The organism is Synechococcus sp. LA31, from assembly GCF_018502385.1.
In the GTDB taxonomy this organism is placed as follows: Bacteria; Cyanobacteriota; Cyanobacteriia; order PCC-6307; family Cyanobiaceae; genus Vulcanococcus.
This window is the reverse complement of record NZ_CP075523.1, coordinates 1,815,035-1,827,960: the sequence shown is the minus strand read 5'-3', so window position 1 is coordinate 1,827,960 and position 12,926 is coordinate 1,815,035. Positions and strand designations below refer to the sequence as shown.

Here is a 12,926-nt window from a genome sequence, read left to right as displayed (position 1 = left end):
GGACTCCGCCGACCTGCACAGCCGGCACTCAGTAGCGGTAGTGGGCGAAGGCCTTGTTGGCTTCGGCCATCTTGTGGGTTTCTTCGCGCTTGCGAACAGCACTGCCAGCTTCGTTGGCGGCATCCATCAACTCGCCAGCGAGCTTTTGGGCCATGCTGCGGCCATTGCGAGCGCGTGAGAAGTTCACGAGCCAGCGCAGGGCCATGGCGGTGCCACGTTCCTGGCGCACTTCCATCGGCACCTGGTAGGTGGCGCCGCCCACACGCCGTGCACGCACTTCCACTAGGGGGGTGGCGTTCTTTACAGCGGTTTCAAAGACCTCCAGGGGGTCAGAACCGGTGCGCTCGCCGATCAGGCTGAAGGCATCGGAAAGAATCCGCTGAGCGGTTGACTTCTTGCCATGCTTCATCAACCGCGCCACGATCATCGTGGCCAAACGGCTATTGAACTGGGGATCCGGCAGGATTGGGCGCTTCTCGGCGGCGTTGCGGCGGGACATAAACCTGGAGGGAGGAAATCAGGAAACGGCTACAGCTGAAGAGGAGATCAGTCCTTGGGCGTCTTGGCGCCGTACTTGGAGCGTGACTGGCGGCGATCCTTCACACCGGCGGTGTCGAGAGTTCCGCGAATGATGTGATAACGAACACCAGGCAGGTCTTTCACACGACCGCCGCGGATCATCACCACGGAGTGCTCCTGGAGGTTGTGGCCTATGCCCGGGATGTAGGCCGTGACCTCAAAGCCGGATGTGAGACGCACACGGGCAACTTTCCGCAGAGCCGAATTCGGCTTCTTCGGGGTGGAGGTGTACACGCGGGTGCACACGCCACGGCGCTCTGGGCAGGCGCGCAGGGCAGGCGACTTGGTCTTGCGGGTAAGGCGCTGCCGCTCGCTGCGGATCAGCTGCTGAATCGTGGGCATCGAGGGCCGGTTACAGGGAGGTCGGAAGCCCGACCATTGCGACAATCCGCCACATTACTTTGTCGCCTGCACCCCAGCTCCGGCTGCCTCGTCAGCGGGGCTGAAGGCGGCGCCACAAGCGCACATCCGCAGCTCGCGGCCGGCGCGCACCAGAAAGCCGCCACCGCTGAGATCGCCCTGGTAATCGAGCTTTAGGGCTCCCAGGCGCTCGATCTGATCGCGTGGGGCGAACAGGGTGATGCCGTCGGCACGGGCCACGGGCACACCCGAGAGATGACCAGGCCTGATTCGGATCACCCAGCGTTCACAGCTGCCATCCACCAGATCCAGATGCATCATCCCGGGCGTACCAGCCACGGCGGCCTGTCTGCCGAGCTCGGCTGCTGCTGCTGCTGAGAGGCGCAGGCTCTGGCCCTTGGGCATGACGAACGGGGATGGGCAATCGAGCCAGTGTGTCAGGGGCTGCCGGTGACCATTGCCCGTTGGGTTGGTGTGGCGTCCCGTGGCACCAGACCGAGGCCGTTGTGCACCGATGCAGCAACGCCACGGCCTTTCACCGTGTGCACATTCGCCACCACTAGGCCAGTTGAGCTGCCGCCATCGAGGTTGAGGGCATCGCGCAGGCCCTCCTGGCGCATCAGCAGAGCCGCTTCCATCAGTGTGGGTCCGGGGTTGTTCACCCCTTGCAGGGTGATCAGCCAGAGCTGGCGACCATCGCTGCCGATCACCGTGCGCGGCGCCCCCTGGCCAATGAAGCCGGAGCTGAAGCCTTCGGCGGTGCCGTTGAGCACCACACGTCCGTCTTTCAGCAGCAGGGGCCCGCCGCCAAGCACGTTGGGTTTCTCGCCCACGGAGCTGCTGGCTCGGCTCTGCAGGGTGAGCTGTTCGCCGGTCTGCCAGGGAACGCTCATGCCGCCACGCGCCACAAGCAACAAGTCCCCATCTTTCAGGGGCACACCGGCTCGAAGCTGCCCCAGTTCATAGCGTTCGTTAACGGTCCCGTTGCGCACCAGAACGCCCATCTCGCTGCCGGTGATCGGCTGGTAGCGGCTGCCCCAATCGGCGGTGTAGCGAGCCAGCCCCTTCTGCACATAGCCGCTGTTCACACTCGCTATCGGCCAGCGCCGTCGGCGGCTGTCTTCGATGCTTTCCACCAGCATGAGTCGATCGAAGCTCGGTAGTTCGCCGCTGCTCCATCCGGCTGCACCGCGGTTGAGGATCGGTCCGGAGAGCCAGCGCCCCTGTTCGCGCATTGCTCCTAAAGGCAGGCGGTTCACCCGGTTGAAGTAGCCCCCGTTGATCGCAATCAAGGCTTCCTCCTGGCGTGCCAACTGGCTGAGGCTGCTCAGCCCCTGCATGCCATCGCGGCGGTTCAGGGGGCGAAGGTCAAGGGGGACCTGCCGAGGATCGAGCCGCACGCTGTTGATCAGCACTTGGCGCGAGCCGATACGGCCGATACGGCGCTCTAATTGCAGGCCCTGCTTCTTCAGGGCTATCAAGCGGGGATCACGCTCGGGCGCGGCTGGAGCTGCAGCGACCGAGCTTCCTTCCGCAGCCGGTAAATCCAGCACTAGCCGCCATGGCCCCCCCAGGCTGAGCCGTTCACCCTCCTGAGGGATCTGGAGCCCCAGCCAGCCCTTGCTCTGGGTGGGGCTCAGCCCAAGCCGCTTGAGCTGCTCAAGCTGCGGCCTTGTGGCTTCAGCACTGATCAGCAGCCCGCGATCGCTTTGGCGCACCAGGGCCGGGGCGCTCAGATCGAACACCACGCGTCGGCCGCTGATGCCCTGATCCCGCGAACGGATCGCCTGCAGCGGGCGGGAGGGGAGTTCAAGCTTCAGCTCCCCGCCCGCGCGGCGCACGTTCACTCCCACTGCCTCGATCAAGCCGCTCACTGGCACGGCCACCTCGTCTTCGAGGCTGCGCTGGCGATCAGCGGGCAGCACCACGGTCTGGCCGAACCACGCCAGCTCGATGCTGCCGTTGGCGCGGCTGCTGCGGCTCACCCCCAATTGGTCTTCGAGCACCTCCAGCGGCAGCCAGAGCTCACCCCCTTCTTCCAGCCAGAGCGCCTGCTGGCGGATCCCATTGATGCTGATCGAGCTGCCTCGCAGCTGGCCGCTTGGGGTGGGTGCGACCCGGCGCTGTAGCGATGGGGCTGGCGCTGTTGGCGGTAGCGGCGGAGGGGGAGTGAGTGGAATGCCAGGCAGTAGAGCCGCCAGCGCCGAAAGGGGTGCCATCCATCAGCGCTAGCGAGCTTGGACACGCTAGCGAGGTCATTTAACGGCGCCCAGGGAATACCAACTCCTAGGATCAGCAGTTCGCAGCGCGGCCTCGGGCCGGGCGAGCCAAGGCTTCGGCGGCAGTTGCGGTGCACCCCATGTGCACAACCGTTAATTGTCCCGGCAGAGCCCGCACCCGATCAACTGGTGCCCCCATCCAGACGGTGGCTGGTTCGCTCTAGCGCTGGATCAACTAGCAAAAGGTTGTCGCCGGGTTATGCCGCTGTCTTCTCGCCCCGAATGGCCCCATCGCGACAGCCCCGCTCCAGCGGCGGTGGCCGGCGAGAAAGACGCCTGCGGCGTGGGTTTTCTGGCCAGCTTGAAAGGTGAGTCCAGCCATTGGGTGCTGCGTCAGGCCTTGCGCGGCCTCGATTGCATGGAGCACCGCGGTGGCTGCGGGGGCGATGGCGATTCCGGTGATGGTGCGGGCGTGCTCTGCGGCATCCCGTGGAGTTATCTCGACGCGGTGTGGCCCGAGGCGGCCGCCTCGAGCTCCCCCGCCCGGGGCCTGGGCATGGTGTTTCTCCCGGCTGATGCTTCCCGCCGTGAGCAGGTCAAGGCTTTCTGCGCCGAGGAAGCGAGCAAGCTCGGTCTCACCAGCCTGGGCTGGCGAGAGGTGCCCGTTGACCCAGGAGTGCTCGGCCCTCTGGCCCGCGGCACGGCTCCGGCGATCGAGCAGTGGTTGCTCGCAGCAAAGGAAGGGGGTGATGCGCTCGAGGCCCTGCTCTTCCGTTTGCGCCGCCGCTGCGGTGATCGGGCCAGGGCGGCCTGGGGCCCTGGCCCGAGTGATCTGTATTTCGCGTCGTTGAGCAGCCGCACTGTTGTTTACAAGGGCATGGTGCGCTCGGAAGTGCTCTCGGCTTTCTACGGCGACCTGCGCGATGAGCGCTTCGCCGTGAGTTTTGCGGTGTATCACCGCCGCTTCAGCACCAACACCCTGCCCCGCTGGCCCCTGGCCCAGCCGATGCGGCTGCTCGGCCACAACGGTGAGATCAACACCCTGCTGGGCAACCTCAACTGGGCCCGCGCCTCCGAGGCCGATCTCGATGCGGTGTGGGGTGAGGCTGCTGCAGACCTCAAGCCGGTGGTGAACCCGGCCTTCAGTGATTCCGCCAACCTCGACGCCACTCTGGAGCTGCTGGTGCGCAGCGGCCGGCCGATCACCGAGAGCCTGCTCACCCTGGTGCCCGAAGCCTTCCGCGACCAGCCCGAGCTGGCCGATAAGCCTGAGATTCAGGCCTTCTACGAGTATTCCGCCTGCACTCAGGAGCCCTGGGATGGCCCCGCCCTGCTGGTGTTCGCCGATGGGCGCAGCGTCGGCGCCACCCTCGATCGCAACGGCCTGCGCCCGGCTCGCTACTGCATCACCAACGACGGCTTCGTGGTGATGGGCTCAGAAACCGGTGTGGTGGAGCTTGAGGAGAGCCGCATCATCGAGAAGGGCCGCCTCGGCCCCGGCCAGATGCTGGCGGTCGACCTGGAGAACGGTCGCCTGCTGCACAACTGGGAGGTGAAGCAGGAGATCGCCACGCGCCATCCCTACGGCCAGTGGCTGGCCGAGCACCGCCGCAACCTGGGGGTTCAGCCCTGGGCCCAGGAGCGCCAGCTTGGCGATCTGGATCTGTTGCAGCAGCAGACCGCCTTTGGCTTCACTGCCGAAGACTTCGATCTGGTGATCGAAGACATGGCCGGTGCCGGAAAAGAGCCCACCTACTGCATGGGCGACGACATTCCCTTGGCGGTGCTCTCCAACAAGCCGCATCTGCTCTACGACTACTTCAAGCAGCGCTTCGCGCAGGTCACCAACCCGCCGATCGATCCGCTGCGCGAAAAGCTGGTGATGAGCCTGGAGATGCACCTGGGCAAGCGCGGTTCACCGCTGCAGCCTCAGGCTTCTGCTGCAGCCGCGCTGCACCTGAGCAGCCCGATCCTCAACGAAGCCGAGCTGGCGGCTGTGGCGCAGCAGGGCATCCCCTGCAGCACCCTTTCCACCTTGATGCCGATCACCGATGGCCCCGCCGGGCTGGCGGCGGCTGTGGAGCGGCTCAAGGCCGACGCCGAAGCTGCCGTGCGCAGCGGTAGCCAGATCCTGGTGCTCAGCGATCGCGGCATCAACGCCACCACCACCTACATGCCGCCCCTGCTGGCGGTGGGTGCGGTGCACCACCACCTGCTCAATCTCGGCCTGCGCCTGCAGACCTCACTGGTGGCCGATACGGCCCAGTGCTGGAGCACCCACCACGTGGCCTGCCTGATCGGCTTCGGCGCCAGCGCCGTGTGCCCCTGGCTCACCTGGGAAACAGCCCGCCACTGGCTGGCTCAGCCCAAGGTGCAGACCAACATCGAGCGCGGCAAGTTGCCTGCCCTCACGCCCGATCTGGTGCAGGCCAATGTGCGCAAGGCCCTCGAGGATGGCCTGCGCAAGATCCTCTCCAAGATCGGTATTTCGCTGCTCGCCAGTTACCACGGCGCGCAGATCTTCGAGGCGATCGGCATCGGTGCCGACCTGATCGAACTGGCGTTCAAGGGCACCACGAGCCGTGTGGCTGGCCTGAGCCTGAGCGAACTGGCCAGCGAAACCCTCAGCTTCCACGCCAAGGCCTTCCCCGAGCTCAACCGCACCAAGCTTGAGTTCATGGGCTTTGTGCAGTACCGCACCGGTGGCGAATACCACCTCAACAGCCCGGAGATGGCCAAGGCGCTCCACTCTGCTGTGGAAGCCGGCCCCGGCTACGACCACTTCTCCACCTACAAAACCCTGCTGGAGAACCGCCCGGTTACGGCGCTGCGCGATCTGCTGGAGCTCAAGCCGGCACCGGCGGCCCTGCCCCTGGATCAGGTGGAGAGCGTGGAGAGCATCTGCGAGCGCTTCTGCACCGGCGGCATGAGCCTGGGCGCCCTTTCGCGGGAGGCCCATGAGGTGCTGGCCATCGCCATGAACCGCATTGGCGGCAAGAGCAACAGCGGCGAGGGTGGTGAAGACCCGGCCCGCTTCCATGCGCTGAAGGATGTGGACGGCGTGGGCCGCTCTGCCACCCTGCCCACGATCAAAGGCCTGCGCAACGGCGACACTGCCTGCTCCGCCATTAAGCAGATCGCCTCAGGCCGGTTCGGCGTCACCCCTGAATATCTGCGCAGCGGCCGGCAGCTGGAGATCAAGGTGGCCCAGGGTGCCAAGCCCGGCGAAGGCGGCCAGCTGCCTGGCCCGAAGGTGGACCCCTACATCGCCTGGCTGCGCAACAGCAAGCCCGGCGTCGCACTGATCTCGCCACCGCCCCACCACGACATCTATTCCATCGAGGATCTGGCCCAGCTGATTCACGACCTGCACCAGGTGCATCCTGCCGCCAAGGTGAGCGTGAAGCTGGTGGCCGAGATCGGCATCGGCACCATCGCCGCCGGTGTGGCCAAGGCCAATGCCGATGTGATCCAGATCTCCGGCCATGACGGCGGCACTGGCGCCTCGCCGCTGAGCTCGATCAAGCACGCTGGCGGCCCCTGGGAGCTTGGCCTCACCGAGGTGCACCGCGCCCTGCTCGAGAACGGGTTGCGCGACCGGGTGCTGCTGCGCGCCGATGGCGGCCTCAAGACCGGCTGGGATGTGATCATCGCCGCCCTGCTCGGTGCTGAGGAATACGGCTTCGGCTCGATCGCGATGATCGCCGAGGGCTGCATCATGGCCCGCGTTTGCCACACCAATAACTGCCCGGTGGGGGTGGCTACTCAGAAGGAAGCGCTGCGTAAGCGCTTCACCGGCATCCCCGAGCACGTGGTGAACTTCTTCCTGTTCGTGGCAGAAGAGGTGCGGCAGCTGCTGAGCGTGCTCGGCGTGGCTCGCCTCGAGGATCTGATCGGCCGCACCGAGCTGCTGCAGCCCCGCGCTGTGCAGTTGGCCAAAACCAAGGCGATCGACCTCTCCTGCCTGATCGATCCCATTCCCCAGGCCGCCGATCGCTCCTGGCTGCAACACGACGCCGAAGCCCATGGCAATGGCCCGATCCTTGAAGACCAGCTGCTAGCTGACGCCGAGCTAATGGCCGCGATTGAGGGGCATGGCCGCTTGGCCCGCACCCTGCCGATCATCAACACCGATCGCAGCGTGTGCGCGCGCCTGGGCGGCGAGATCGCTGCCCGCCATGGCAACACCGGCTTCCAGGGCCAGCTTGATCTCACTTACGAGGGTGCTGCTGGCCAGAGCTTCGGTGCCTTCAACGTGCAGGGCATGAACGTGCGCCTGGTGGGTGAAGCCAACGACTACGTGGGCAAGGGCATCAATGGCGGCCGCATCACGGTGGTGCCTCCGGCCGGCGGTCGTGATCCCGGCAGCCAGGTGATCCTGGGCAACACCTGCCTTTACGGCGCCACCGGCGGCGAGCTATTCGCCCTGGGCCGCGCCGGTGAGCGCTTCGCCGTGCGCAACAGCGGTGCCCGCACCGTGGTGGAAGGCGCCGGGGACCATTGCTGTGAATACATGACCGGTGGTGTAGTGGTGGTGCTTGGCAGCACCGGCCGCAATGTGGCCGCCGGCATGACCGGTGGCGTGGCCTTCCTGCTGGATGAAACCGGCGGTCTGGCCGAGCGCGTGAACCCTGAGATCGTGGCCATCTGCGAGCTCACCACCCCCGAGCAGGAAGCACTGCTCAAGCCTTTGCTGGAGGCCCACCTCGAGGCCACCGGCAGCAGCAAGGCCGCAGCGATCCTGGCCGATTGGAGCAGCTGGAAGACGCGCTTCAAGTTGCTGGTGCCCCCAAGCGAGAAGGCCAATGTGGGCCTCGAAGAGCGTGAGGCCGTGACGGCCTGATCGGTTAGCCGGCTGCCCTGTTCGGCTGTCGCACCCGCTGGTCGGTTCGCACCACCGGCGGGTTCGGTTGGCCCGGCCTTCAGATTCAGCTGCCCTGCATAGCTTTCCTGCACTTGCACAGGCAGCCATGCCTCCAGAATTTGCCCAGCACATGCAGCAGCTCTTCGCTCGCCAGTTGGCGGTGGCGTTTCTTGAGCACTGCGCCCAACTCCAGGCTCCGGTGAGTCTGGTGAATAGCCGAATCGACGCACTCGCTACCGGCCCCATGGCGCAGGAAGCATGTGCTTTGGAAGCGGAGTTTTTGCTCGATCCGATCGACCCTGAAGCCCTGGGCCCGGAGAACTGAGGCGTGGCGCGCTTCAGCGCGGATGCTGTGCCATCAGCCGCTGCACTTCGCCGGCGTGGTAACTGCTGCGGGTGAGTGGTGTGCTCACCACTTGCAGAAAGCCCAGCTCTGCTTCCCCGTGCTGGCGGAAGGCCTCGAATTGGTCCGGGGTCACGAAGCGGTCGACCGGCAGGTGTTTGGGTCCAGGGGAGAGGTATTGGCCGATGGTCACGATGTCGACCTGATGGCGGCGTAGATCCGCCAGAACCTCGATCACCTCGGAGTCGCTCTCTCCCAAGCCCACCATCAGCCCGGATTTGGAGTAGCTACGGGGCCACTGCTTTCTCACCCGCTGGAGCAGCTCCAAGGAACGCTCGTAGATGCCCTGGGGGCGGGCTTTCTTGTACAGCCGCGGCACCGTTTCGATGTTGTGGTTCAGCACATCGGGCCCGGCCTCCATCACGGTGGCCAGGGCCTGCCAGTTGCCGCAGAAGTCCGGGATGAGCAGCTCGATTGTGGTGAGGGGTGAGCGCTGACGCACCTGCTCGATGCAGGCCACAAATTGGCTGGCGCCTCCATCGGTGAGGTCGTCGCGGTTTACCGAGGTGATCACCACGTGCTTCAGGCCCAGCCGCGCCACGGCTTCACCCAGCCGCAAGGGTTCGCTGGGGTCGAGCTCGCGAACGCTCTTGTCGAAGTCGATGTCGCAGTAGGGGCAGGCGCGGGTGCAGCCCGGCCCCATGATCAAAAAAGTGGCGGTGCCACCGGCGAAGCACTCGCCGATGTTGGGGCAGCTGGCTTCCTGACAGACCGTGTTGAGCTTGAGATCCAGCAGCAGATCAGCCACTTCGCCAATCCGCTCGCGCTGGGGAGCCTTGACACGCAGCCAGTCGGGTTTGAGCACAGCGCCAGTTCCGCCCGCAGGCGCAGATCAGCAATCAACTTTAGAAACCGGCCTCCATCTCTCTGTTCTCGGCTTGCGGTAGCCCAGAACCCTTGCCGGAGGGCCATCTCCTACACTCCCGGCATCGGGATGTAGCGCAGCTTGGTAGCGCACTTCGTTCGGGACGAAGGGGCCGCAGGTTCGAATCCTGTCATCCCGACTTTCAGCTGAGTTCCGCGCCTGGATAGCCCCTGGGTGTGACCATGCGTCCGCCCTCAACGCGACTGCTGCTGTTGCCGATCAGCACCAGCGTGAGCATGTCGACCTGCTCGATCGGCAGCTCCCCCAGGGTGTGCAGGCTCACGGCTTCTTCGGGGCGGCCCAGTTGGCGCGCCAGCACCACCGGCGTTGTCCCTGGTCGTTGAGCCAGGAGCAGCTCCTGGGCCCGGCCCAGTTGCCAGTCGCGCCCCTTGGAGCGTGGGTTGTAAAGCGCCACCACGAAATCACCGTCGGCGGCGGCCTGCAGGCGCTGCTCGATCACCGCCCAGGGGGTGAGCCGGTCGCTGAGGCTCACAGTGCAGAAATCGTGCATCAGTGGTGCCCCGGCCCGGGCTGCCGCTAGTTGCAGTGCCGAGAGGCCCGGATGCACTTGGAATGCCGGTCGATCGTGCTTGGCCAGGGCCATCCATTGCTCCAGGGCCAGGCCAGCCATGCCGTAGATGCCGCTGTCACCCGACGACACCAGCGCCACGCTGAGGCCCTGGCAGGCCAGCTCCAAGGCTTCGCGGCAACGCTCGCGCTCCTGGGTGAGCTGGCCGTCGCTGCGTAGTTGATCGGGCCGGCGCAGCGGCTCCAGCAGATCCAGATACAGGCCGTAGCCCACCCACACGCTGCTCTCGGCCAGGGCGGCCCGGGCATCGGGGGTGAGCAGCGCAAGACTGCCAGGACCGCTGCCGATTAGGTGCAGGGTGCCGCGCTGGGGCGCCCACTGCTTAGCGGCCTGGGCAATGGCCACCGTGGCAGCGCCTTGCTCACCAGGGGCAGCCCGCTCGATGTGCTTTTGAACCCGCAAGCTGGCGTTGGGTCCGCAGGCCAACAGCGCAGCGGCCTCCGCCACGCTGGCCGTGCCGAGTTCGGCCTCCACCACGGGCGAGGGGTTGGGCACCTCCACCGCATGCAGTGCGCTGCTGCTGAAGCAGCGGAGCGGCCAGCCATGCCGCTCCGCCAGCTCCAGCAGGGCTGGCTCATCGGCTTTGCGATCAGCGCTGGCCAGCCCTGCCACAGCCTCGAGGGCGAGCCCCTGAGCGGCGAGGGCCTCACTGAGGCCGCGTTCCAGCAGCTCCAGGCTGGTGTTGCGCTCACAGCCCATTCCCACCCACAGGGCCGGCGGGTGCCAGCGGCAGTGGTCGCTTCGCTTCACACCCACGCTCAGCCGCTCGCTGCTGGTCCCTGTGCATGGCAGACCATCGAGCTGTAGCCAGCGATCGTTGCCGCTGTGGTGCTCCAGCTGCAGCGGCGCCCCGCGGGCGCTGCTTTTCATCAGCGCATCCCAGGGGCCCGGGCCGCGGCGCCACCCCCAGCCGGTGCCAAAGCTGTCGAGCGCCAGGCGGCCTTGGCTGGCACCTGCACCGGTGATCACCGCTTCCCCGCCCAGCAGGGCTGCCACCGCGATGGCCAAAGCTTCAGCTCCGGCGCCATGGCCCCCCAGTAGGGGGATGGCAAAACGGCCCTGGCCGTCGACGACCACCACGGCTGGATCGGTGTCTTTCCCACTCAGTCGTGGTGCAATCAAGCGCGTGATGGCACCGCACGACCCCACCGCCACAAAGGCACGGCTGCGAGACCACTCGCTGGTGAGCAACCGTTGCAGATCCCCGGTTTGCCAGGCCACACCATCAGCGGGGCTGGCGATCCGATCGATCAGCCCCCGCTCCAGCAGCTGACGCAACAGGGGCAGGGCTTGGTTGCTGAGGGAAAAACCCCAGTTCAGGCGTTCACTCATCCACCCAGCTTCTCTCGCAGCCCGGCTAGGGGGCTGCGGGCGGGGGGCTGTTGAAGAGTTCCATCAGCGTTCACCTGATCACGGGCCGAGCCGCTCAGGCTGCTCTGGGGAGCCACACGCTCAGGGGGAGCGCTGGCTAGAGCAGGCTCTTCTGGCTGGGGTGGCTCGTTGGCCGCACCTTCGGTTAACGGAGCTTCTTCGCCGTCTTCCACGGCCTGGGTATCCGTCTCGTCCTTGTCGGCAGGCTGCTGGGCATCCGGCTCCTGCGGCGCAGGCTGATCCGCCGGAGGCTCTGCAGCAGCGATGGGTTCAAGGGCTGGTTCCTCCGCTGGCGCAGCTTCAGCAGAGGGCGCAAGGGCTTGAGGTTCAGTGTTAACGGGGGGGAGTGGCGTTTCCGGCGCTGGTGCGGGTTGTTCTCCTGCCAGCAGCGCGAGTTCTGCTGGCGTGAGGTTGGGGCGCAGCCAGGCTGGCCGGTTGCCTGTGCCAACCACCACCTCGCGCACCACGCTGTTGAACGGAGGGTTGAGCGGATCGCCTCGGCCATCGAGCAGCTCCAGCTGCACCGCGTTGCTGCCCCGTTTAAAGCCCTTGAGCCATAGGGGGGTCTGCCGGTCCACCAGGAAGCTGTCGCCGTTCACGCTGATGCGCAGGCGCCAGCGGGCATCGTCGCCACGCAGGTTCTGCAGGGGCGCATCCAGCAGCAGCCAGTCGATCAGCACCGGCTCGATCTGTTGCAGTGCATCGGGGCTGGCGGCAATCAGTTGGGCGCTGCCGCTGGCGGGTAGTTCGGCGGCGTTACGGGCCACCCGGTTCAGGCGGATCTGGGCACTGGCTCCAGGGGCCTTCACCGCCTCGCCCCAGGGCCGGGCGGCATACACCGTGACGCGGTGGCTGCCAGGCCGCAGAGCCGGCATCGCCACGTTGGCTGCGGCTTCAGCGCTGCTGATGCGCAGGGGCTCCTGATCGTCGAGCTGCACCACCAGGTGCGGCCCCAGCCCCAGGCTGCCGGCATCCATCAGGGGCCAATCGTTTACCTGAAGCTTCAGGCTCCAGGGGCCCTCTGGTAACAGCGCCTGATCTGCTGGGGCGATGACCTGCACCTGTGGCGACCGCTCATTAAGACGTTCGTTCAGTTGTTGTACGGCGCCCGGTGGAGCGACTTCCTGCAGGGCGCCGCTGGGCGCAGTGGCGCTCAGGTTGGGCTCCAAGCCTGAGCCCCGCTCTGGAGATGCTGTTTTGCTGCAGCCCCCACTCACGAGAGTGAGCACAACCAGCACCAGGGCCAAAAGCGCCCGCCGCGGTGCCGCCAGCATGTTGAAACCTCCCGATGCTCGCGCTGAGCGTGATGCGTTCATTCTGCAGCGTTGCGGACATCAACAAGCGGCGCAAGTGTGAATCGCTAACAAGAAACCGGCGCTAATTGCCCTTGATTGACTAGCTCAACCGCTGAAACTCCGGTTTTTTCGCTGATGGTTTGCTTCCGCGAGAGCTCAGTCTCTGACTGGGGCGGCTCCGGATTGAACCTTTGTAACTGCCTGGCCAAAGAGCTTGGAATTCACTTTTATACTTCCGCCAGCGGTCCCCTTTTTGGGGCCCAAGCTCCAGTCATGAAAAGGGGTTTCAGCTTCGTCTGTGCTCCCTCTTGTGGCTGGTGCCCATGGGCGAGCGCAGCCTTGTTGCCTCCGTCCGTGGCTCCACTGGTCTCGCGTTGCCGG

9 protein-coding genes and 1 tRNA gene are annotated in these 12,926 nt (G+C 66.0%); 3 read left to right on the top strand and 7 right to left on the bottom strand.

Going from position 1 to position 12,926, the window contains the following annotated elements; genetic code table 11:
* Window positions 1-28: 28 nt before the first annotated feature.
* From rpsG to KJJ24_RS09965, 4 genes are read right to left on the bottom strand one after another with little or no spacing between them, the layout of a single operon-like run.
* Window positions 29-499, bottom strand: coding sequence for a 30S ribosomal protein S7 (gene rpsG, locus KJJ24_RS09980; RefSeq protein ID WP_214338428.1), 471 nt, complete (start codon window positions 497-499; stop codon window positions 29-31).
* Window positions 500-546: 47 nt separating this feature from the next.
* On the bottom strand, window positions 547-921 hold the full coding sequence (gene rpsL / locus KJJ24_RS09975) for a 30S ribosomal protein S12 (RefSeq protein WP_010311874.1): 375 nt from the start codon (window positions 919-921) through the stop codon (window positions 547-549).
* 54 nt (window positions 922-975) lie between these two features.
* Complete coding sequence (locus tag KJJ24_RS09970) at window positions 976-1,344, bottom strand: AIR synthase (protein ID WP_214338427.1); 369 nt, start codon at window positions 1,342-1,344, stop codon at window positions 976-978.
* Between the two features lie 32 nt (window positions 1,345-1,376).
* Window positions 1,377-3,158: a phosphodiester glycosidase family protein gene (locus KJJ24_RS09965; protein ID WP_214338426.1), complete on the bottom strand. Its 1,782-nt coding sequence runs from the start codon at window positions 3,156-3,158 to the stop codon at window positions 1,377-1,379.
* A gap of 259 nt (window positions 3,159-3,417) precedes the next feature.
* Here KJJ24_RS09965 and gltB point away from each other — a divergent pair, with 259 nt between their 5' ends.
* Window positions 3,418-8,001, top strand: coding sequence for a glutamate synthase large subunit (gene gltB / locus KJJ24_RS09960; RefSeq protein ID WP_214338425.1), 4,584 nt, complete (start codon window positions 3,418-3,420; stop codon window positions 7,999-8,001).
* 127 nt (window positions 8,002-8,128) lie between these two features.
* Window positions 8,129-8,347 (top strand): hypothetical protein, encoded by a 219-nt coding sequence (locus tag KJJ24_RS09955; RefSeq protein ID WP_214338424.1) that lies wholly within the window; start codon window positions 8,129-8,131, stop codon window positions 8,345-8,347.
* Between the two features lie 13 nt (window positions 8,348-8,360).
* Here KJJ24_RS09955 and lipA read toward each other — a convergent pair whose 3' ends face one another.
* Window positions 8,361-9,230, bottom strand: coding sequence for a lipoyl synthase (lipA, locus tag KJJ24_RS09950; protein WP_214338422.1), 870 nt, complete (start codon window positions 9,228-9,230; stop codon window positions 8,361-8,363).
* Window positions 9,231-9,355: 125 nt separating this feature from the next.
* On the opposite strand from lipA, the gene KJJ24_RS09945 reads away from it, so the two are divergent.
* A tRNA-Pro gene (locus KJJ24_RS09945) sits at window positions 9,356-9,429 on the top strand.
* Between the two features lie 3 nt (window positions 9,430-9,432).
* Here the strand turns inward: KJJ24_RS09945 and cobJ are convergent.
* Both cobJ and KJJ24_RS09935 read right to left on the bottom strand, forming a co-directional pair.
* Window positions 9,433-11,211, bottom strand: coding sequence for a precorrin-3B C(17)-methyltransferase (gene cobJ, locus KJJ24_RS09940; RefSeq protein WP_214338420.1), 1,779 nt, complete (start codon window positions 11,209-11,211; stop codon window positions 9,433-9,435).
* Window positions 11,208-12,524, bottom strand: coding sequence for a hypothetical protein (locus KJJ24_RS09935; protein ID WP_214338418.1), 1,317 nt, complete (start codon window positions 12,522-12,524; stop codon window positions 11,208-11,210). Before KJJ24_RS09935 ends, cobJ begins: the two co-directional genes overlap by 4 nt.
* Window positions 12,525-12,926 lie beyond the last annotated feature (402 nt).

Excerpts from the sequence above, each read along its gene's own strand:
- rpsL (WP_010311874.1), bottom strand. The coding sequence starts at position 921 with ATGCCCACGATTCAGCAGCTGATCCGCAGCGAGCGGCAGCGCCTTACC.
- cobJ (WP_214338420.1), bottom strand. The coding sequence starts at position 11,211 with ATGAGTGAACGCCTGAACTGGGGTTTTTCCCTCAGCAACCAAGCCCTG.
- KJJ24_RS09970 (WP_214338427.1), bottom strand. The coding sequence starts at position 1,344 with ATGCCCAAGGGCCAGAGCCTGCGCCTCTCAGCAGCAGCAGCAGCCGAG.
- KJJ24_RS09935 (WP_214338418.1), bottom strand. The coding sequence starts at position 12,524 with ATGCTGGCGGCACCGCGGCGGGCGCTTTTGGCCCTGGTGCTGGTTGTG.
- gltB (WP_214338425.1), top strand. The coding sequence starts at position 3,418 with ATGCCGCTGTCTTCTCGCCCCGAATGGCCCCATCGCGACAGCCCCGCT.
- KJJ24_RS09955 (WP_214338424.1), top strand. The coding sequence starts at position 8,129 with ATGCCTCCAGAATTTGCCCAGCACATGCAGCAGCTCTTCGCTCGCCAG.
- KJJ24_RS09965 (WP_214338426.1), bottom strand. The coding sequence starts at position 3,158 with ATGGCACCCCTTTCGGCGCTGGCGGCTCTACTGCCTGGCATTCCACTC.
- rpsG (WP_214338428.1), bottom strand. The coding sequence starts at position 499 with ATGTCCCGCCGCAACGCCGCCGAGAAGCGCCCAATCCTGCCGGATCCC.